Origin of the sequence: Wolbachia endosymbiont of Chrysomya megacephala (assembly GCF_008245065.1) — a bacterium.
Taxonomy (GTDB): domain Bacteria; phylum Pseudomonadota; class Alphaproteobacteria; order Rickettsiales; family Anaplasmataceae; genus Wolbachia.
The window spans coordinates 439396-460250 of record NZ_CP021120.1 but is presented as its reverse complement, the minus strand read 5'-3'; the positions used below and the strand labels follow the sequence as shown (position 1 = coordinate 460250).

20 protein-coding genes and 3 tRNA genes are annotated in these 20855 nt (G+C 34.2%); 7 read left to right on the top strand and 16 right to left on the bottom strand.

Features of this window, described 5'->3' with window-relative positions; translation table 11 throughout:
• Window positions 1–3 precede the first annotated feature (3 nt).
• From gyrA to CAI20_RS02100, 5 genes are all read right to left on the bottom strand, one after another.
• Window positions 4–2706, bottom strand: coding sequence for a DNA topoisomerase (ATP-hydrolyzing) subunit A (gene gyrA, locus CAI20_RS02120; protein WP_007302341.1), 2703 nt, complete (start codon window positions 2704–2706; stop codon window positions 4–6).
• 51 nt (window positions 2707–2757) lie between these two features.
• A tRNA-Val gene (locus CAI20_RS02115) sits at window positions 2758–2830 on the bottom strand.
• A gap of 64 nt (window positions 2831–2894) precedes the next feature.
• Window positions 2895–3761 carry a tetratricopeptide repeat protein gene (locus CAI20_RS02110; protein WP_012481956.1) on the bottom strand — a complete coding sequence of 289 codons (867 nt, stop codon included), beginning with the start codon at window positions 3759–3761 and terminating at the stop codon, window positions 2895–2897.
• Window positions 3762–3829: 68 nt separating this feature from the next.
• Entirely contained in the window at window positions 3830–4228 is a 399-nt protein-coding gene (locus CAI20_RS02105; RefSeq protein ID WP_007302343.1) for a DUF1284 domain-containing protein, read from the bottom strand.
• Window positions 4225–4752: a biotin transporter BioY gene (locus CAI20_RS02100; protein ID WP_007302344.1), complete on the bottom strand. Its 528-nt coding sequence runs from the start codon at window positions 4750–4752 to the stop codon at window positions 4225–4227. Before CAI20_RS02100 ends, CAI20_RS02105 begins: the two co-directional genes overlap by 4 nt.
• A gap of 96 nt (window positions 4753–4848) precedes the next feature.
• On the opposite strand from CAI20_RS02100, the gene CAI20_RS02095 reads away from it, so the two are divergent.
• The gene (locus CAI20_RS02095) at window positions 4849–5421 is read left to right on the top strand and encodes a nitroreductase family protein (protein ID WP_026097255.1); all 573 of its coding nucleotides are present in this window, start codon (window positions 4849–4851) and stop codon (window positions 5419–5421) included.
• On the opposite strand, the gene CAI20_RS02090 is transcribed toward CAI20_RS02095, so the two are convergent.
• A complete protein-coding gene (locus CAI20_RS02090; protein ID WP_007302346.1) occupies window positions 5397–6509 on the bottom strand; it encodes a glycoside hydrolase family 5 protein in 1113 nt (370 codons plus the stop codon). The genes CAI20_RS02095 and CAI20_RS02090 overlap by 25 nt on opposite strands.
• A gap of 105 nt (window positions 6510–6614) precedes the next feature.
• On the opposite strand from CAI20_RS02090, the gene dapF reads away from it, so the two are divergent.
• Window positions 6615–7409, top strand: coding sequence for a diaminopimelate epimerase (gene dapF / locus CAI20_RS02085; RefSeq protein ID WP_149168749.1), 795 nt, complete (start codon window positions 6615–6617; stop codon window positions 7407–7409).
• Between the two features lie 6 nt (window positions 7410–7415).
• Here dapF and sucD read toward each other — a convergent pair whose 3' ends face one another.
• From sucD to hemF, 9 genes are all read right to left on the bottom strand, one after another.
• A complete protein-coding gene (sucD, locus tag CAI20_RS02080; RefSeq protein ID WP_007302348.1) occupies window positions 7416–8297 on the bottom strand; it encodes a succinate--CoA ligase subunit alpha in 882 nt (293 codons plus the stop codon).
• Window positions 8298–8300: 3 nt separating this feature from the next.
• Complete coding sequence (gene sucC / locus CAI20_RS02075) at window positions 8301–9461, bottom strand: ADP-forming succinate--CoA ligase subunit beta (protein ID WP_007302349.1); 1161 nt, start codon at window positions 9459–9461, stop codon at window positions 8301–8303.
• A 30-nt stretch (window positions 9462–9491) separates the two neighbouring features.
• On the bottom strand, window positions 9492–9692 hold the full coding sequence (gene rpsU / locus CAI20_RS02070) for a 30S ribosomal protein S21 (protein ID WP_007302350.1): 201 nt from the start codon (window positions 9690–9692) through the stop codon (window positions 9492–9494).
• A gap of 198 nt (window positions 9693–9890) precedes the next feature.
• Window positions 9891–9964, bottom strand: a tRNA-Pro gene (locus CAI20_RS02065).
• Window positions 9965–10086: 122 nt separating this feature from the next.
• Window positions 10087–10782, bottom strand: coding sequence for a 16S rRNA (uracil(1498)-N(3))-methyltransferase (locus CAI20_RS02060; protein WP_007302351.1), 696 nt, complete (start codon window positions 10780–10782; stop codon window positions 10087–10089).
• Between the two features lie 32 nt (window positions 10783–10814).
• Window positions 10815–10886 (bottom strand) — tRNA-Glu (locus tag CAI20_RS02055).
• 60 nt (window positions 10887–10946) lie between these two features.
• Window positions 10947–11777: a hypothetical protein gene (locus CAI20_RS02050; RefSeq protein ID WP_007302352.1), complete on the bottom strand. Its 831-nt coding sequence runs from the start codon at window positions 11775–11777 to the stop codon at window positions 10947–10949.
• A 3-nt stretch (window positions 11778–11780) separates the two neighbouring features.
• Entirely contained in the window at window positions 11781–12029 is a 249-nt protein-coding gene (locus tag CAI20_RS02045; protein WP_019078621.1) for a hypothetical protein, read from the bottom strand.
• A 141-nt stretch (window positions 12030–12170) separates the two neighbouring features.
• Window positions 12171–12995, bottom strand: a complete 825-nt coding sequence (hemF, locus tag CAI20_RS02040) for an oxygen-dependent coproporphyrinogen oxidase (RefSeq protein WP_007302354.1) — start codon at window positions 12993–12995, stop codon at window positions 12171–12173.
• 159 nt (window positions 12996–13154) lie between these two features.
• On the opposite strand from hemF, the gene CAI20_RS02035 reads away from it, so the two are divergent.
• The 3 genes from CAI20_RS02035 (at window position 13155) to CAI20_RS02025 (ending at window position 17427) form a co-directional block, all read left to right on the top strand.
• Entirely contained in the window at window positions 13155–15635 is a 2481-nt protein-coding gene (locus CAI20_RS02035; protein WP_149168748.1) for a response regulator, read from the top strand.
• A gap of 86 nt (window positions 15636–15721) precedes the next feature.
• Window positions 15722–16564 carry a ParA family protein gene (locus CAI20_RS02030; RefSeq protein WP_006014513.1) on the top strand — a complete coding sequence of 281 codons (843 nt, stop codon included), beginning with the start codon at window positions 15722–15724 and terminating at the stop codon, window positions 16562–16564.
• Entirely contained in the window at window positions 16561–17427 is an 867-nt protein-coding gene (locus CAI20_RS02025; protein ID WP_007302356.1) for a ParB/RepB/Spo0J family partition protein, read from the top strand. Before CAI20_RS02030 ends, CAI20_RS02025 begins: the two co-directional genes overlap by 4 nt.
• Window positions 17428–17511: 84 nt before the next feature.
• Here the strand turns inward: CAI20_RS02025 and ispD are convergent, their stop codons facing one another.
• A complete protein-coding gene (gene ispD, locus CAI20_RS02020; protein ID WP_012481959.1) occupies window positions 17512–18717 on the bottom strand; it encodes a 2-C-methyl-D-erythritol 4-phosphate cytidylyltransferase in 1206 nt (401 codons plus the stop codon).
• A gap of 101 nt (window positions 18718–18818) precedes the next feature.
• On the opposite strand from ispD, the gene CAI20_RS06885 reads away from it, so the two are divergent.
• Both CAI20_RS06885 and CAI20_RS02010 read left to right on the top strand, forming a co-directional pair.
• Window positions 18819–19706: an alpha/beta hydrolase family protein gene (locus tag CAI20_RS06885; RefSeq protein ID WP_425383939.1), complete on the top strand. Its 888-nt coding sequence runs from the start codon at window positions 18819–18821 to the stop codon at window positions 19704–19706.
• Between the two features lie 49 nt (window positions 19707–19755).
• Window positions 19756–20829, top strand: coding sequence for an AI-2E family transporter (locus tag CAI20_RS02010; RefSeq protein WP_026097254.1), 1074 nt, complete (start codon window positions 19756–19758; stop codon window positions 20827–20829).
• Window positions 20830–20855: the final 26 nt, after the last annotated feature.

Here is a 20855-nt window from a genome sequence, read left to right as displayed (position 1 = left end):
CAGTTAAGAAGAAACAGAGTTGTCAATTTCGGAAATACTATCTTCAGTGGAATCGGGATCCTCAATTTTCGCTACTGACACCACCTTTTCTCTACTCTCTGTTTTAAACAGAGTGACTCCTTGAGTGCTACGTCCTGCAATTCTGATATCATTTACTGAAATACGAATTAACTTTCCTTTATCTGTAATAAGCATGATATTATCACCCTGTTCAACTGGAAAGCTAGCAACAACATTACCGTTTCTGTCGGTAGTCAGGATATTTGTAATACCAACACCACCTCTATTTGTTACCCTATACTCGTACGCAGAAGTTCTTTTACCAAAGCCATTTTCAGTAATAGTTAATATGAACTCCTCATTCATTGCAAGTTTTAAGAACAGTTTGTTATCTATTCCTAAATCATTCAAAGTCTTTTCCAATTTAGAATCAATGAAGTTATTAATTGCAGTCCCCAGTCTTTTTGCAAGTGGAACTTTTAAGTAAAGTTCTTTTGTTTCTGTTGCTACACCTATCCCATTTAATATGGTCATAGATATCACGCTGTCATTCTTTGCAAGTTTGATACCTCTTACGCCATCTGAATTGCGACTTTTAAATTGACGCACATCACTTACAACAAATCTGATGCTTTTTCCAAGTGTTGTTGAAAGTAGAACATGATCAATTTCGCTACATACTTTAACTGATATTAACCTATCCCCTTCGTCGAGCTTTATTGCTATTTTTCCATTGCTTGGAATATAGTGAAAATCTGCTAAGGAGTTACGCCTTATGTTCCCATGAGCAGTAACAAAAACTATATTTTGATTTTCGTCATTCTCACTTGGAAGCGGCATGATGTTAGTTATAGTTTCACCATCGCTAAGCGGGAATATATTAACAAGCGCTCTTCCACGTGCAGTTGGCTCTGCAAGAGGCAGTTTATAAACCTTTAATCTGTAAACTCGACCAGTATTAGAAAAGAATAAAAGGCTAGTATGAGTATTTCCAACAAATAATTTTGTGATTACGTCCTCCTCTTTTAACCCCTGTCCTAGCTTTCCTTTTCCACCACGATGCTGGGTTCTATAGTGAGAGAGCTTCACACGTTTGATGTAACCATTCATAGTTACGGTCACTACCATATCTTCTTGTGGAATTAGATCTTCAGCTTCAATGTCCGTATCTGATTCCTCTATTGAAGTTTTTCGCGGCACAGCAAATCTGTTCTTTATTTCTTGTAGATTGTTTTTTATTTCTTTCATCAACTTCTCTCCTGAGCCAAGAAAAGCGATATATTCTTTTATCAGGTTGATCATTGAACTTAGCTCAGCTTCTAATTTGTCTTTTTCAAGGCCTGTTAAACGTTGCAATTTCATGTCAAGAATAGCTTTCGTTTGCAGCTCAGTTAATCTATACACTCCGTCTTTCAAAAAGCTCATGCTGTCTGAGATTAATCCAATAATTGTGTTTATCTCAGCTGAAGTTTTCCATTCTTTATTTAAAAGTTCTCTACTTGCTTCCGCAGGATCTTTTGCACCACGGATGATTTTTATCACTTCACCTATGCTCAAGACCGCAATGTAGAGCCCTATATATATATGAGCTTTTTCCCTCGTTTTTCTTAGACGAAATTCTGTTCTCCTGATTAATACTTCTTTTCTAAAATCAACAAAAGCAGCTATGATTTCTTTTAATGACATCAAAGCAGGCCTGTTATTGTTGAGGACTAGAGTGTTAACACTAAAACTACTTCTTAGTGGAGTTAGTCCTAATATTTGATTAAGTATAAAACTTGCTTCAGCATTTCTTCTGAGGTCAATTACTACCCTAATACCAGACTTATCAGACTCATCCCTAATTTCTGTTATGCCATCAATTCTTTTTTCTTTTACAAGCTCACCTATCTTCTCAATTAATTTTACTTTATTTACCTGGTAAGGTATTTCATTAATCACTATTGCTTGCCTATCTTGTGGCAGGTCTTCTATGTGAGTCTTGCCTTGCACAACAATTGAGCCACGACCAGTTGCAAATGCTGATCTTATTCCAGACCTTCCAAGAATCATTCCCCCAGTTGGGAAATCCGGCCCTGGCATCACTTCAAGTAACTCATCCAAAGTAACTTCAGGATTATCTATATATAACATACAAGCATCTATTATTTCTCCAAGGTTGTGAGAAGGAATATTGGTTGCCATACCAACTGCAACACCGCTTGCACCATTTACCAATAGATTCGGAAATTCTGCAGGCAGTACAACAGGCTCTGTTTCATTTCCATCATAGTTTGGCCTAAAATCAACTGTATCTTCGTCAATATCATTTAGTAAAAAATGCGACACTCTGTGGAGCCTTGCTTCTGTATATCGCATTGAAGCTGGCGGATCTCCATCTATCGAACCAAAGTTACCTTGCCCATCAATCAGTGGTAAAAGAAGAGAAAAATCTTGAGCCATCCTGACCAAGGAGTCATAGATAGCCATGTCACCATGTGGGTGATATTTTCCCATTACATCCCCGACTATACGAGCTGCTTTTTTATACGGTTTACCGGCATCGAACCCAGCCCTCGACATTGCGTATAATATGCGCCTATGAACAGGTTTAAATCCATCTCGCACATCAGGTATAGCTCGACTTATGATCACACTCATTGCGTAGGAGAGATAAGAATCCTCTAGCTCTTTCACTATTGAAACTGGTACTATGTTGTCTTGCATTTTCTATACTTTGATTGAAATAATTGTAATATTAATATTCAACTAGGCTAATGGGCAATGACAGACTTGAACTGCCGACCTCCTCGGTGTAAACGAGATGCTCTACCAGCTGAGCTAATTGCCCCTCTAGATATAATTCTATAGTTCAATGTTGTTGTTGTAAACAAAAATAGCGATACAAGCAACTCTTATGGAATCGCTGAGTGCGCACTATGGAGTTGTATAAATTTTAGCCTTGCTGCTACCTTGTATAAAGGTATTCTTTCACTTGCATTTTTTGACATGTTCAACAACTTTGAATAACATGCTGTGGCATTTTTAAAATCTGAGAGCTTATCTAGAATAACAGCTAAATTATAGGTATAAAAAATATTGTTTTGATCTAAAGAAATTGCTGCTTTCATATATTCTTTAGCTTTTATGTAATCCCCTTTTTTCATATAGATCAAACCTAAATTTGCTGATAAAGGGGCGCTATTTCTGAGTGTATCATACAATTTCAACATTTCACTCAATGCTAAATTAGGATCATATTGTGAAATTATCGTCAGAAAATTCTTTAATACATAAGGGTTGCTAGGATATTCTTTTAACAGTCTTGTGTAAATCTCTACAGCTTTTTTAAATTCTTTGTTAGCGTAATAGATATTCCCTAGTCCAATTAAAGCACTTTCATGATAAGGAAATTTTGCGATAATCTGATTGAGGAGAGAAGTAGCTGTTTCACTATCTCCTAACTCAAAGGAATCTTTTGCTTTTTTTAAAATAGAGTATATGTCAAAATTCTTGCCAGAATTCTGCGAAATTTTGATATTAAATTTGTCACTTTTTCTCTCGATAACATCAAGATCTTTATATTTTTTATCAGCTTTTATATGCTTGACAACACTATCAAAGACCTTCTGTATCTCCAAATTTTCACTAGCATAAGTAACAGAAGACCTCCATAAAATCACAACGCAAATTAACATGCAGACAAACATAGATCCTAGTGTTGTGGCATTGGCTGCAGCGCGTAACCAGTAAATCTTATTTCTTTGAACTATACGCAACACATTACAAATTCATAAATGCTAAATTACTTATCTAATATAATAATAAAGATATTATTAATTGGCAGATACTATTTAGAATGAGTTAAAAGAGCACTTCTACACATTCCATATGGTTGCCAATTACACTCCTCACATGCGTAGTCAAATTTCTCTAAAGACATTTTCTTTCTAATTCTTTTTACTGCTTCATTCCAGGTTAAAATCTCTCCTATTTTCATTCCTAAAATTTCCATATGCCTTCTATCTAGCTCTAAAACTTTAGCTTGTGTGGTACATTTACCTTGTTTAGTCTGGTTTGGGCAAACACTGCAAATAGTGTCAAGATTATCAACTACTTCGATTTTAGTATTAGGATCATTAATTACTTTACTTGCTATCTTTTTGTAATTTTCTACAAAACCCTGAGAATACCCATATCCTTGAAATGCAAGAGTGCACATGAAATGATGAGGACGAAATTTTATCATTTTTTCAAATATTGCAAAGCTGCTACAAGTAGAAAAATTTTTACCAAACCAGGAAGGATAAATGGTAAAACACCTACCATTATTGCTCGTTCCAGACCAAAGTAAACAGAAAGCCAACTAACACCACAAATAAAGATTACAGCTGTACCGGCCAGACAACTTAAAGAATTACACACAAATGATTTATATTTAGAGTTCAGTAATTCATTTACTTTGTTCATTACCATAACAGCAGCTAAACAGCCAATTAAATATCCACCTGTTGGTCCAAGAAAAATGTGACAACCACTAGAAAAATTCGCAAAAACAGGAAATCCTGCTGCACCAAGTGATAGATATGTAAGCACAGAATAGAATGCTGTTCTGCGGTTAAATTTAAGCCCAATGAGCATTACTCCTAAAGTTTGCAATGTGATAGGCACAGGCTGCAACGGTACGCTTATTTGAGCCATCAAGAATAAAAGTAAAACGCAAGACAATATTTCAACCAGTGTTGACCTACTGCTTGATTGTGTTATAAACATATCTTCCCAATAGAAATAACTTACTAAATGTAATATATGTGTATAAGAGGTTTTGCAATTTAAATTTTGCTCATATTGCGCTACAATGAATTATTTATGCACTATTTAAAAATGATGAGTAAACAAGATCTATTATCGTTGATGAAAGCAAGACACAGTGGACGTTCATACGATCCTACAAAAGCAATATCTCAAAAAGAAATGGATATTTTAATAGAAGCTGTAAGGCTAACACCCTCGTGTTTTGGTGATGAACCTTGGCGATATGTGATATGCAACAAACAGAACAATCAAAGCGCATGGAAAAAATTGTTCGATTGCCTTGATGAATCTAATCAAAAGTGGGCAAAAGATGCACAAGTGTTAATCATATCTTTAAGTGCTAAAAACTTCCGAAAGCCAGACAAAGGGGGAAATTTTTGGGCTAAGCATGATACTGGTGCAGCAAATTACGCACTTATGCTACAGGCTACAGCTATAGGCTTAATGGCTCATCAGATGGGCGGATTTGACAAAGACAAAATAATAGAGAGGTTTAATGTACCTGATGATTTTAATGTAATGTCAGTGATAGCGGTTGGTTACGAGGAAGAAGGTGCCGAAGTTAAAGAAAAGAACAGAAAGCCAATAGAAGAAATATTTTTTTATGACGAATGGCCAGCGAGCTGACTTGACCATTCTTTTTTTAATATCTTAAAAATTGGATTATCTGGCAAATAATTTTTTTTCATCCTACCCTCTTCAATTGCTTGCCAATCTTTCCATGAAAGCTTTTTACTTCCCAATTCATAATCCATTCCATCCCACATATCTTCTCGAAAGCCATAAACAGCAAAGTGCCAATTATATTCATTAAAAATAGAAGTAAGATCTCGAAAATAGTGCTCTAATCCTTTTGAACAGCGATGTACGCCAAACTCTCCAGCAAGGATCTGATAATCTTGTATATTATACTTCTCTTGGAAAATTTTTACAGGTTCTATATATAATTTTAACTTATCTTTATTCCAATACTCTACTTTTTTTCCATCAAAAGATTGAACATGTCCAGGGTAGGCAAAGTTATCCTGGTTTAATTTTAAATTTGTATAAGCAAAGGGCTCATACATGTGAAAAGAATAAAGAATATTAGAATCATCAACTGGTTTGAATTTATCAAAAGTATTAGAGTCAGCATAACTGCTGCTATCAAGTATTATTGGGGTCTCTGAGTCAACTTGGCGGACACTGTTTACCACGCTGCTATAAAAGCCAAATAGATTCTTCTGAACTTTGCTTTGTTCTACGTTATAAATAGCCGAATCTGCAGTATTATAAAGCCTTTCTGGATGTGGTTCATTTAAGATATTATATCCAACAATAGCAGGATGATCTTTAAGCTCTTTCGCAAGATCTTGCCAAAATTTTGCTGCTTGTTTTTGAAAAGCTTGATCTGACCATAAACGTAAATCATCTTTATCGTTATTATTTTGCTTCCATCTAGATCCAGGTAAGCTAAGCATCGTTAACACTACTGGTATTTTTTGTTGATGAAAAGCATCTAAAACATCTTTCAGAACTTTCAGGTCTTTGGGAATTAGGCCCTGATAACTGTCTGCATTACCTAAGAGGAAGTCACGTTGCGTAGTTTCAAATTTGTCAGGAGCAAGACGAATAAAACCAATTTTGTATTCCTTTGCTGCTTTGATTAAGTCACTATCAACTTTTCTATTGAAAACATTTGCTCCCTTTCTAACTCCAGTTTGCCAAAAGAGCATTTTGCTGTTCTCCGGTATTGACTTAGCACTCACATTACAGAAAACTATAGAATACAAAACAGCTGTAATTAGAAGAAAAATTTTCACTTATATAATTTTGCTATAATGGTAAGTAACCTAACAGACAAGATCCCGTTTGTAAAGATGCATGGTACTGGCAATAGTTTTGTTATCATAGACTCACGTTCAGCAAATAATTTAGACTGGAATTATAGACAAATTGCTGATCAAGGCAGTTGTGATCAAGTGATAATTATAACAATGTCTAATGCTGCAAACTGCTTTATGCATATCTACAATGCTGACGGTAGTCGAGCTGAAATGTGTGGAAACGCAGCACGCTGTGTTGGGTATTTGATAATGTTAGAAAAAGGTACTGAATATATCACTATTGAGCTGATGAATAATCGTATCTTAGAATGTTTTAAAGTAGGTGATAAATCAATAAAGGTCAATATGGGTAAACCACTGCTTAAATGGAATGAAATTCCTCTTTCTTGTGAATGCGATCCCCTTTATCTACCTATAGAGCTTGAAATGCTGAAAGAGCCAGTTGCAGTAAATATTGGTAACCCTCATATAGTTTTTTTTGTTGATAACATAAGCGAAATACCATTGCAGAATTTAGGACCAAAGCTAGAAAATCACGAATTATTTCCTCAGAAAACAAATGTTAGTATTGCACAAATAGAAAAATCTGGAGAAATAAACTTAAGAGTTTGGGAAAGAGGAACAGGTATTACTGCTTCATGTGGTAGTGCGGCTTGTGCAGCATTTGTTGCATCTATACTTCGTAAGTGTTTGGCTACTAAACAAACTTCAGTACATTTACCAGGAGGTCATTTACTGATTGAGTGGTCAAAAAATATACTGATGACTGGGGATATAGGGTTTTTATGACCTAGGCTAGGCACTGACACTCATTACTTCTAACACCTTTTTACCAATCACAGCAGGGGTTTCTGCAATCGCAATCCCAGCACTGCGCATAACCTCTAACTTTGCACCAGCACTTCCACCGCTGGAAGAGATGATTGCTCCAGCGTGTCCCATACGTCTTCCTGGAGGTGCCGTTTGGCCTGCTACAAAACCAACGATTGGCTTTTTAGTTTTTTCTGTTTTCACAAAATGTGATACATCTTCTTCTTCGTTTCCACCTATTTCACCAATAACTACAATACCATGAGTATCGTCATCTTTTAAAAAGAGCTCCATACAGTCAACAAATGTCATACCATGAACTGGATCCCCCCCAATTCCGATACACGTGGATTGACCAAGACCAACAGCAGTTGTTTGTGCTACCGCTTCATAAGTTAAAGTTCCAGAGCGAGACATAATTCCTATATGTCCACGTTTGTGAATATGTCCTGGCATAATTCCTATTTTGCATTCTTCAGGTGTAATAACCCCTGGACAGTTTGGGCCAATCAATCGACTGTTTGAACCAGCGAGAGCATGCTTTACCTTTACCATGTCAAGTATAGGAATGCCCTCTGTAATACAAATTATCAATTCTATTTTTGCATCTATTGCTTCAAGTATTGCAGCAGCAGCAAATTTAGCAGGTACATATATAACTGTAGCATTTGCACAGGTTTTTTCTTTGGCTTCTGCTACAGTATTAAAAACCGGTAAATTAAGGTGAGTGCTACCACCCTTTCCAGGAGTTACACCTCCCACCATTTTCGTTCCGTAATCAATTGCTTGCTCTGAATGAAATGTGCCTTGTGCACCAGTAAAACCCTGGCATATTAATCTTGTATCTTTGTTTACTAAAACGGACATGCTTTATTTTACCTCTTTTACTATCTTTTGCGCAGCATCACCCAGTTCATCTGCAGCAATAATATTTAATCCTGACTCTTCTAAGATTTTTTTTCCTTCTTCAAAATTAGTACCTGATAATCTAACCACTAGAGGAACTTTAATGCTCATTTCTTTTGCAGCCGCAACAATTCCACTTGCGATAATATCGCAACGCATTATACCACCAAATATGTTAACCAGAATTCCTTTTACGTTGCTATCAGACAATATGATTTTAAATGCTTCAGTTACAGTTTCTTTACTCGCTCCACCACCAACATCCAAAAAGTTAGCAGGCTCTGCTCCATAGTACTTTATTATATCCATTGTTGCCATAGCAAGACCTGCACCGTTCACCATGCAACCAATATTGCCATCCATTTTGATGTAACTAAGTCCATGTTTTGAAGCTTCTATCTCTTCTTTAACTTCTTCATCATAATCACGAAGCTGCACGATTTCTGGATGACGATATAAAGCGTTGTCATCAAAATTAATTTTAGCATCAAGTGCAACAAAATCCCCAGAATTTGTTTCAACTAGTGGGTTAATTTCTATTTGGCTTGCATCAGTTGTAATAAACGCATCATATATATTTTTTGCAATATTTGTTATTCTTTCTATTTGTTCTGAATTCAAATTAAAATTATTGGCAAGTTTACTGTTATCAAGATTTGTAAAACCAGTAGCAGGGTCAATATCAAATTTCACAATTTTTGTAGGAGAATTTTTTGCTACCTCTTCAATATCCATACCACCTTCTGAGGAAAATATAAATACTAACCTACTGAGCTTTGGATCAACTACTAGACTCAAATAGTACTCTTTTTTAATGCTTGAACCTTCCTCAATGTATATTCTTCTTACCTGCTGTCCACTAGGCCCTGTTTGATGAGTAACTAAAGTTATGCCGAGCATGTTCTTTACAAACTGTTGAGCTTCTTCAACTGACTTTGCTAGCTTTACACCACCAGCCTTACCCCTACCACCTGCATGAATCTGAGCTTTAACCACAAACACGTCAGATTTTAGTTGATTTATTTGAGTTTCTACTCCTTCTGCAGATGTAGCAACAAAACCCTTTGGTACCGGGACATTAAACTTGTGTAAAATTTCCTTTGCTTGATATTCATGAATATTCATAAGATAACTAATTATTAACCTTAGTAAAAACTACCAACCATAACGCTGTCTTCTGCATTCTTGCTGATACCTCTTTTTCCTTGCTTCAGCTTTTTTTTTAGCTGTTTTCTCTGATTTCTTTTCGTGATATTTTTTTTTCATTTTGAGCCCTCTTCCTTCCTTTTGAATTATTTTTCTCAACACTGGAAGAGCTCTATCTACATCACCATAATGGACTGATACTTCAATCAAACTCTATACCTCCTTCGGTAATCACTTCAAAATCCATTTATAAATTAGAAAATTAACATTGTCAATTATTTTATAAACTTGAGCGATAGAATATGATATGCAGTGATTTATATGAAAAAAGCTTCATTCTGCTGTCAATCATTTACTTGCTGATAAAAATTGCTCTTAGGTTACAGTGCTCTTGTAATTTTTCTAATCTCGGGGCGGAGAGATTTGAACTCCCGACCCTTTGGTCCCAAACCAAATGCGCTACCAGGCTGCGCTACGCCCCGACTTCTTTACTAAGAGTATCGATAGTTCGGAAAAATGCAAGTTTCATTTATTTCTTTTAGGAAAAATATAATGCAGATTTCTTTATATAGAGTGTCAAGTTGCACTAGCCATATTAAAAAATCTAGCTATACCAATTGGTGAAGGTTAATGCAGCAACTACAGCAGTATCAACTCTCAAAATTCTTTTTCCTAGACTCAGTTTCTGACAAAATTTATTGGCAGAATCAAGTTCGCAAGATGAAAAACCACCTTCGGGGCCAACAATAATAGCAACGTTTTTCTTGCCTTTTAGAACTTTATTAGGAGGTTGTCCTTCACCTGTTTCATCACACAAAACAAAATTTTTATTCTGGGAATCGGATAATTCACAAAAATTAATAGGAAGAAAAATCTGTGGTATACTTGTCCTACCGGATTGTTCCGCAGCTTCAATTGCCTGTAATTTCGCTCTACTTAGGTTAATGTTTTTTACTACTGTACGTTCTGTTGAAATAAATTGAATGCAGGTTACTCCCATTTCAGTTGCTTGTCTTACTATGTTGCTTAAGGCGCCGCTTTTTACCAGAGCACAATACAAATATAGATTTTTTTCATGTTGTTGTTGTTTAGTGCGTTCTTTTATTATAATTTTTGTCGATTTACTTGATATATTCACTACTTCTCCTAACCATTCTCCATCCTTTCCATTAAAAAGATAGATGTTATCATGCTTCTTAAGCCGCATTACATTGTAAATATAGTGACTTTGTCGTGGATGAAGCGCCAAACTTACATTTTGTGATAAAGCTTCTTCAACATAAAGCCTAATTTTTTTCATTCAAAACTTTAGTTATTTGCATTCTGTTTGAGTGACTCTTACGGGATTTGAACCCGTGTTACCACCGTGAAAGGGTGGTGTCCTAACCACTAGACGAAAGAGTCGACTTGAATCTAACTGAGTTATATCGATTATACATATAAAGTCAATTCAATTATTTTGAATCACACAGTTAGAGTAGTGATTTTATATCGACAGCCTCCTATTACCCCATGTTCAATGCTTACTGAACCTATCTCAGATTTAGGAGCTTTAGATCCTAATTCTAATTTTTGTTCAACTTTTGTATCTGAATCATAGCCAGAATCGTATCCAGAATCTCTACGCTCAAAATTTTGCCTTATTTCTTTTACGTTAAAGCCAGCCTTGGTCTTGATTTGCTGACTCGCTGGCTTATTAGCACTTTGCTCATTTAGTTTTACTTGCAAATTATTCACTTTATCCTTCACTAATCCATGATAAGTCCCAGAATTATCTTTTATATGTTTTGCTTGTCTTTCTGATCTCTTTTTCGATAAATCTACTTTAGCATAAATAGGCTCTGGTTGCTCTTTATGATTTAAGCTAGTGGGCTTTTTTTGCTCTGAGAAATCATCTACATCTTCATAAATAGGTTCTCCTGATATACTAGAATAACCACTATCTTTCAATGATAAATTTTCAGTAGATCTTTTATGCAAATCATATACTTCAGCATAAATGGATTCTTCCGATACGCTCAACTCTTCTAATGAGTTACTAACCTTAGCGTCATATACCTCATCATAAATGGGCTCTTTTAAAAGTAAAATATCATCATGCTCAAAAATCCTAGGAGGTTTTTTAGGTGAGTTGGCCTTAAATTTTATCTCTACTTCCTCTTTAAGCTTGTCACAACTTTCCGTTTGTTTCAAAATCTCCAATATTTCTTTTCTTTCTTTTTTTATTAGCTCACCAAGCACTAAACAACATTTTTCTTTATGATCTTTGAGACTGTCCTTATCTCCGTACTGCATAGCTTATGATGCTATTTTGTATTGAAGGATTACATTTCCTATACTATTATTTATCTCATTAATATTTGCTCCAGCACTAATAAGTAACGTCATTACATTATGATCAAGATTTGTTACTGCATACTCTAAAGCTCGATTTAAAGTTTGATCATTATTCAAGTCAAATGACCCCTTGTTCCTAAAAGGATTAATTCTAGAAAAGAGTTTTTCAAAGCTGTTTACTATATTATGAAGACTTAAAGCTAGCCTCACGCCTCTTATATTGCTATTTCTAGCGGATTTAATTAAAAAACTATCTACTTATACCCATGATTGTACCCCTCTATACAAAAGCTCACCATATGTGGTACAATCTTAAACTATAACGATTTATTTTATATTAATAATCGCTTTTCACACCCACTTAACAAGAGGAGGCATCGACATCATAATTGCATCGGGGTTACCATTAGTCATTAAACCAAACCTTGTACCACGATCATAAAGAAGATTGAACTCCACATATCTGCCACGTTTTATCAATTGTTCTTCTCGTTGTTCTTTTGTCCAAGATTTTTGCATATGTTTGTGTATGATGTGTAAGTAAATTTCTAAAAAGGCTTCACCTACTGCTTTTGTGAACTCAAAATCGTTTTTCCAGTTGCCAGAAGTTAGATTGTCATAAAAAATTCCACCAATACCACGTGGCTCTTTTCTATGTTGTAAAAAAAAGTAATCATCACATTGCTTTTTAAATTTCGGATAATATTCGATGTTGAACTCATCGCAAGTTGCTTTAATTGATTCGTGAATATACTTGCAATCTCCCTCATCCTTATAAATTGGAGTAAAGTCCATTCCTCCACCAAACCATTGTTTTGAGGTATATATCAATCTTGTGTTCATATGTGCTGCAGGGATAAGGGGAGATTGCATGTGAGACACTAAAGATATACCGCTTGCCCAAAACTCTCCATTGCTTTCACTTGCACCAGAAATTTCATTAATGGCTGAGTCTTCGAGCTTTCCGTATACTCTTGAAACGTTTATTCCAACTTTTTCAAAAATATTACCAAAGATAATTGTAGATTCACCACTTCCTCCACCTGGTCGGTTCCACTTTCTTTTTTCGATTTTTGGTTGTGTGAATGACTGTACCTCAATTGATAAGAAAGATTCGGTGATCTTGTTTCTCAGTGCGCAGAACCATTCAAATGCTTGTGTCTTTTGTTTTTCCATAATGCCTTCTGTTGGCTTATTAATATTATTGTACTCTATATTTACAGGACTTAATTAGATTGGGATAGTAACTACTCATCAAGGATGTTAATAAATCTATAATAATTAAATCAATATAGTAGAATATTTTTATATGTGCAAGGATGCCAAGCAATAATAATGAGTAAAAGATACATAGATAACAAAAAAGAGAACAGAGTTGACTTCATACTAAGAAATTATGGGATGTCAATTATTGTGATGGCAGTCATTATGTTCTTACCTCCAATAGCAATATCAGTACTCTATTTTTCTAATGTATATAGTCAGCATGTTAATATAGAGATTAATTTATTAATTAGCATTCTAATGACTCTCTTTGTGGTATATAATATAAAACGTTACAAGTATCTACTTAATATCATAGAGTTTCAAAATGCAATATTTGCAAATGCGCTGAATCATAATACAGAGTTTTGTCTCATTTTACATAAAGATGAGGGTATTATTTATGCTGATGCGAGGTTCTACGAAAGGTTCAAAGATCACATAAACGATGATGTTACGCTAGATAAAATTCTTGAAGCAGGAGATGTGTCAGAAAAAGACAGAAAATCACTCTATCATGCGTTAAGAAATAACACTTCTGTAAAAGTATGCATTTCCTTAAGCAAGAAGAGTAGAATATCTAACTTTCTTTTGCTCTCTGAACCAATACCGGATAATCCACAAATTGCTATAAATAGTAATAAGACTTTAAATTTATCATTAGCCCCAATAGCAAGACCGAATGGGTATTTTGTACTGAAGGCAACACAGGTAAACAAAGAGCAGGTATATGAAGAGTTGATAGAGAAACACAATATAGCAACTTACGTTGCAAATACAAAAGGAGGTATCTTATCTGTAAATAAAAGATTTTTAGACATGTTTGAACTAAAAAAATTGGAAAAAGGTAGCTCAATCAATGATTTTATATCTCAATCTAAGTATGACGATACAATAACCAAAAATGAAATTATGTTTTTTACTATAAGCGGTGCTCCATTTAAGGCTTATATGAGTACTGCTATATTTTGTGATAAATACAATCATAGCTATATACACGGCTTTATAACACCAACTGAATCAAATATTGTTGATTATCAACTACACCCTTGTTTTACAAATTCGTCAATTGCTATTGCACAATGCGATATAAATGGCAATTTTATAAAGAAAAATATAGCATTAGTAAAACTTGCGGGGTCAAGTAATGATTCTATCTTTGCATTGATATCAGATGGTTATCATATGAAAGTGCGTGAATATTTTTCAAGTAACAGGATAAATAATGCGTCCTTTGATGTGCAGCTCAATGGCGGTAATAACATGAAAATATATTTTAATAAGTTTCTTCATAATAAAGTGATGTTCATACTTTGTTATTTTATTGATAATACTGAACGTAAAAAACTAGAGATAAAACTTGAGCATTATCAAAAGGTGCAAGCTATAGGGCAATTAGCAGGTGGTATTGCACATGATTTCAATAATATATTAACCGGAATAATAGGATTTTGTGATTTGCTTTTACTCCAGCACTCAGCTAGCGATCCATCTTTTGGAGATATAATACAGATACAGCAAAATGCAAAACGTGGGTCAAATTTAGTAAGACAACTGCTTGCTTTTTCAAGAAGACAGACTTTGCAGCCAAAGATTATTAATGTAAATGGTACGATAGCTAATCTTTATGAAATGATCAAAAGATTAATAGGTGAAAATATAAAATTTAATATTTATTATGGTAGCGATTTGGGTGCTGTTAGGGCTGACCAAGGACAATTAGAGCAAGTTATGCTTAACTTAGCAGTTAATGCTGGTGCTGCTATGGAAAAGGGGGGAGAGTTAACTATACGAACCTTTAATCAAAAGGTTGATTCATTAAATTCTACACCTCAGGATATGTTTTCTCCAGATAAGGAAACGATTGAACATGGGAATTATGTTGTGATTGAAGTGATTGATACTGGATGTGGAATGACGAGTGATATAATTGAAAAGGCATTTGATCCATTTTTTTCTACCAAAGATATTACTTTTGGTACAGGTCTTGGCCTCTCTACTGTATATGGCATTATTAAACAAACCGAAGGATACATCTATGTTGCTAGCAAAGTGAATCATGGAACTAAATTTAGCATATTTTTGCCCATAGTTTACATATCGGATGAAAATGATAAAGAGGAAGATAGTAAAGAAATAGAGAAACCGGTAGAGATTAAAGGTAATGGTATAATTTTATTAATTGAAGATGAAGATTCAGTAAGGGAATTTACTGCTAAGGCTCTTACAAGAAAAGGATTTAATGTCATAGAAGCGAGCATAGGCAGCGAGGCACTAGAGATCATTAGAAAAAAAAATCAACACATAGATCTAATAATCACTGATGTAATCATGCCAGAGGTGAGTGGTCCAGAAATAGTTAAAGAAACATTGATACATAGGCCAAACATCAAAGTTATTTTTATTTCTGGGTATACAGAGGATGCTTTTTTAAAGAGCGATGAAATCAATATAGAAGACTTCCATTTTTTACCAAAACCATTTACTCTGAATGAGTTAGGAAATAAGGTTCAAAGTGTGTTACACAAGACAAAAAAAGGCAGTTTACTTTGAGCATGATTGGCAACAAAAAAAATTTTCTAATGCAAAAATTTCTTGCATATATACAATAGAGTTATTTTATACATAAGATAAAAGGCGTGAGCAAGATCATTGCAATAGTAAATCAAAAGGGTGGAGTTGGTAAAACTACAACTAGTATAAATTTATCAACAGCCTTTGCTGCTGTGGGAAAAAGTACTTTACTGGTAGATCTTGACCCTCAAGGAAATGCTAGTACAGGACTTGGGATTTCTTATCGTAGCAGGGAAGAAAAAAATATATATAAAATACTGCTGAGCAGCGAAAGTGAATTGGTGGAATCGGCAATTTTCAATATAAAGGAAATTCCAAATCTATCGCTGATTTCATCAGTGGTTGACTTATCAGCTGCAGAAATTGAGCTATCACAACTTGAGCAGGGAAAATTCGTACTAAAAGATACGCTAGAGAAAGTACGTAATAATTATGAGTACATAATTATCGATTGTCCTCCATCACTTGGTCTGCTTACTATCAATGCTCTGACCGCTGCTGACTCGATTATTGTTCCTCTTCAGTGTGAATTTTTCGCTCTGGAAGGATTGAGCCATTTAGTTAAGACTGTAGAGCTGATAAAAAGAAATAACCTAAACCCTTTCCTGTTAATAGAAGGAATATTGCTCACAATGTATGACAGACGCAACAAACTTAGTGAGCAGATTAAAAATGATATTTGCCAATATTTAAATGATAAAGTATATAAAACTATTATCCCCTTGTATGAGACCATTATTCCACGTAATGTACGGTTATCAGAAGCGCCTTCTCATGGAAAACCTGCTATTGTATATGATCTTAAGTGTCCTGGTGCACAAGCATATATAAGTTTGGCAAAAGAAATTTTAAAGAAACACATGAGCATCTGTAAAGAGAAAAAGCTGATAAGTGAGGGTGCAGCGTGAAGGACAATAGGCGCTTAGGTAGAGGTCTTGCTGGCCTCATAGGCGATAATTATGGTAATAAAGAAGATCGGTTACCTATTTCATTACTACACCCGAGCAAATTTCAGCCGAGAAAATATTTTGATGAGGAGTCATTAAAAGAACTTGCAGGTTCGATAGAGAAAAATGGTATAATACAACCTGTTGTGGTGCGCAAAGATCCAAGTAATGAAGGTTATGAAATAGTAGCAGGGGAACGTCGTTGGCGAGCAAGTAAGGTCATAAATCTTGATAGTGTGCCGGTTATCATAAAAGATTTAAATGACAAGGAATGCTTAGAAGTATCGATAATTGAAAACATACAGAGGCAAGATATTAATCCAATAGAAGAAGGTGAGGCGTACAGAAAACTAATAGATGAATTCTCCTATACACACGAAGAATTAGCCTTAACTTTAGGTAAAAGCCGCAGTCACATAACCAATATGATACGAATGCTGTCACTCCCTAATGGAGTAAAAACAATGATCAACGAGAAAAAATTGTCTATGGGTCATGCAAGAGCATTGATTAATGTTGAAAATGCGGAAAGTATTGCAGAAAGAATAGTTTCTCAGGGCCTGAGCGTTAGGCGAACTGAAAAATTGATAAAAGACTTACAACAAAATAACGACCGAAAAGAGCATAAGTTTACTAAAAATCAAGATATGGCAGTATTAGAAGGAGCTATATCTTCTCAGCTTGGTTTAAAGGTCAAAATTAATGACAGTAATTCTAAGGGTAAAGTCATGATACGTTATAACAACTCAAATGAATTGGATTTTATATTGAAAATTTTGAATAGAAGACTTGAATCAGCTATTAATGTCGAAAGTAGCCCATAGAAATTTCTTGACAAACCTTCCCACTTTCCTTGCAATGGAAGTGAAATGGTGGAGTTTGTCAAGTAAGTTATTTCGTTCCTACCTTCAATAAAAATTTGCACGCAATAGCACAGAAGCATACGTTGCTATTCCCTCATTTCTGCCAATAGAACCTAATTTTTCCGCTGTGGTTGCTTTGATACTTAGGAATTCACCATTAATTTCTAATATTTTTGATATGAATTCCTTCATTCCTGCTTTGTAAGGCGATATTTTAGGCTCTTCACAAACTATAGTAATATCTAAATTAGACACGCTATATCCTTTTTCCTGTGCTTTTTTAGCAGCAAAATCAAGAAAATGAGATGAATTGCAATCCTTCCATTTAGAGGAATTAGGAGGAAAATGTTCTCCTATATCGCCACATCCTAGTGCTCCGAGTATTGCATCAACGATTGCATGTATTGCAACATCACCATCGGAATGTGCCTCTATTGCCATATTATGCTCAATTTCCACACCGCAAATTTTTATAAAGCTCTTAGCATCATTTTGAATTTTAACAAATTTATGTATATCATAACCGGTTCCGACACGGAATTTTGGCTCTCCAAAGAGAAGTTTTGCCATATTGATATCCTCTTTTGTAGTTAACTTAAAATTCTTTTTCTCACCTTCAATAATCGCAACATGTTTTTTATGCTCTACCATTAGTGATGAATCATCAGTAAATTCTTTGACTGATTGATGGCACGATAATAATTCTCTGAAATTAAAAATTTGAGGAGTTTGCATGGCTCTAAGTTTTTCTCTTGAAATCGTAGATTCAATGAAATTATTACTCACCAACGATATAGTATCCTCGACTTCTATTGCTGGAACTACTCCTGTATATTGACCATTAATCATAGATTCAATCAAGTTGTTTATTAGAATATTTGATACAAAAGGCCTACAAGCGTCATGTATAATAACAAAATCTGGATTGATCTTTTGCAAACTCTCTAGTCCAAGTTTAACTGAACTCTGCCTGCTTTTTCCTCCACATACTGGACTCAGCAATTTAGTATCTATAGTTGATGACGTAACTTCTTTATAGAAATCTTTTTGACTTTCATTCACTACCACTCTTATGTAACTTATGTACTGATTAGCTAAGAATTTCCTAATTGTGTGAAATAAAACAGACTTACCTGCCAATTTTATATACTGTTTAGGGATTTTGGCATTGCATCTACTGCCTACTCCTGCTGCAACTATTAATGCTGCTATCTTGTATTCCTCAAGTCTGTTAGTGTACATGCTTACCATTTTCGGTGTTAATACAAGTTATCTAGCATTTTAAAAAAGTTGATCCAATTCTCAAAAAAGAATATTCTTTTACTAGGTGTAATATATGCTAGAGGAAAATAATACACGTTGCTAAGTATAATAAAGAAAATGAGATACATCTTATATTTTTTCATGGAATAGGTGATAATTATAAGAATGCGGCCAGGTATATACAAGATAGATCTACATATCTCCATAGGTCTAATTTTCACACTCATGCACATAAATACCCAATTGCATTTCAAAACTATATAACTTACGCAATAGCTAGTTTCTTGTTTTTAGGAACATCAATACTATTACCAACTTTAATATTACTTACTAATCCAATGACATCTAGTACAGCAAGTTTAGCCATCTTAGCAGCTTTAACTTGTACCTTTTTATCTGTACCACCACTCATGATTCCATTTATAAATAAGAATCAAAGCTTATCTAAGTCTTCAATAGAAAAAATCAATGAATTAATGGAGAAGGGTGTGAAATCGGAAAATATAATACTTTTCGGCCATTCTTTTGGGGGAGCAGTTGCATCAGAAGTATTAAAATATTTTACAGACAAAAATATTAAACTTGGAGGCGTTATTTTTACTAGCACTTTCAGCTCTTTTCATAATGCAATAAAGCATTTTCCAATTCCTCAAGCAAAAATTTTAAGTGTACTGCCCTCATGCTTATTGAAAAAGATGCTTAAGGTCCTAAATTTAGATTTTGATATAATAAGCAATATACAAAAGCTACAAAATGATAATATACCAATAGTAGTCATTAATCATGAAAGAGACACCTTAATACCATATCCTGCACAATTGGCAAAGGCAGTAGATGATCTATTGTTAAATAGAAATTCGATTAAGATCGTTAATCTGAGAGGCTTTACAGATAACCCGCATAACGGAGTTTTATCTAGTTGGCAATTGAGTGAAAATTTGGCTGATCTCATGCCTAATAAAATAATGAATAGATAGTACTTACAAAAAACTTTATATTTTTCGGTAAATTAACTATTCTAAACACATGCAAAAACGTCATATAACTATTTGTTGTGTACTGCTTTTCATAATAGGGGCATTATTTTTGATGCGTCCTATGATTGTTCCGTGTCTAATATCTGTTTTTGTTGCACATCTATTTAACCCGCTAGTAACCAAGTTTGAAAAATATAGAATACCGCGTTCATGTTCTGTAGTTTTTATAACACTTGCCTTATTGATAGCTTTTATATTAGTTATTACATTTGTTTTACCTATTATATATTTTCAAATTACTTTAATATTAAATTTCTTAGTAAATAAGATACCTTCATTAAAGCTTAAAGTGATTCCTTCTGTGCTAGAATTTCTTAATATAAAAACTGAAGATAGTTTATTTGATCATTTGTCTAAAAATCTAGTAGAAAATTACAGTGATTATATATCTTATTTTATAAATGCTCTTAGCATGGGCAGTAATCTTATAATTCAAGTGCTAAATTCAAGCTTTAATTTGATTTACATGGTATCATTAATAGCTATTACGCTTGTGGTGTTTTTTTATGTATTACGTGATTGGCCTGCAATTGTAGAAAAGGCTAATAAACTAATTCCCATTCTTTACAGAGAAAAAGCTGCAGGTTATTTTTCTAAAGTAGATTTCATTATATCTAATTACCTAAAGGGACAGTTAAACGTATGTATAGTCATGATGATCTTTTACTCCGTGGGCCTTAGCATAATTGGGCTGAAGCATTCTGTAGCTATTGGAATTTTATCAGGAACATTAACATTTATACCCTATATAGGGCCATTATTATACACTATTATCGGATTTTTGAGCGCCATTACTCAATTTAGTGGATGGTTTGAAAGTACTGCTGTCTTGCTATTATTTAGTGTTGGTCAATTAATAGACTCAAGCATATTAGTGCCTTTATTAATAGGAAAAAAAGTTCATATACATCCAACTATCATTATTTTAGGAGTTGTCATATGCACCTCATATTTTGGGTTTATAGGTATATTATTTTTTATTCCAATAATAGCAATGTTCAGTGTATTAGTAGAATATGCAGTCAATAAATATTTTGAAAGTGAGCTTTATAAAAATGGCTAATTAGTTCACGATAAAAAAAGGATCTC

Coding starts and splice junctions, on each gene's coding strand:
- ispD (WP_012481959.1), bottom strand. CDS start 18,717: ATGGTAAGCATGTACACTAACAGACTTGAGGAATACAAGATAGCAGCA.
- CAI20_RS02100 (WP_007302344.1), bottom strand. CDS start 4,752: ATGTTTATAACACAATCAAGCAGTAGGTCAACACTGGTTGAAATATTG.
- sucD (WP_007302348.1), bottom strand. CDS start 8,297: ATGTCCGTTTTAGTAAACAAAGATACAAGATTAATATGCCAGGGTTTT.
- CAI20_RS02095 (WP_026097255.1), top strand. CDS start 4,849: ATGCACTATTTAAAAATGATGAGTAAACAAGATCTATTATCGTTGATG.
- CAI20_RS02105 (WP_007302343.1), bottom strand. CDS start 4,228: ATGATAAAATTTCGTCCTCATCATTTCATGTGCACTCTTGCATTTCAA.
- sucC (WP_007302349.1), bottom strand. CDS start 9,461: ATGAATATTCATGAATATCAAGCAAAGGAAATTTTACACAAGTTTAAT.
- CAI20_RS02060 (WP_007302351.1), bottom strand. CDS start 10,782: ATGAAAAAAATTAGGCTTTATGTTGAAGAAGCTTTATCACAAAATGTA.
- CAI20_RS02050 (WP_007302352.1), bottom strand. CDS start 11,777: ATGCAGTACGGAGATAAGGACAGTCTCAAAGATCATAAAGAAAAATGT.
- CAI20_RS02090 (WP_007302346.1), bottom strand. CDS start 6,509: ATGCTCTTTTGGCAAACTGGAGTTAGAAAGGGAGCAAATGTTTTCAAT.
- dapF (WP_149168749.1), top strand. CDS start 6,615: ATGGTAAGTAACCTAACAGACAAGATCCCGTTTGTAAAGATGCATGGT.
- CAI20_RS02035 (WP_149168748.1), top strand. CDS start 13,155: ATGAGTAAAAGATACATAGATAACAAAAAAGAGAACAGAGTTGACTTC.
- CAI20_RS02010 (WP_026097254.1), top strand. CDS start 19,756: ATGCAAAAACGTCATATAACTATTTGTTGTGTACTGCTTTTCATAATA.
- gyrA (WP_007302341.1), bottom strand. CDS start 2,706: ATGCAAGACAACATAGTACCAGTTTCAATAGTGAAAGAGCTAGAGGAT.
- hemF (WP_007302354.1), bottom strand. CDS start 12,995: ATGGAAAAACAAAAGACACAAGCATTTGAATGGTTCTGCGCACTGAGA.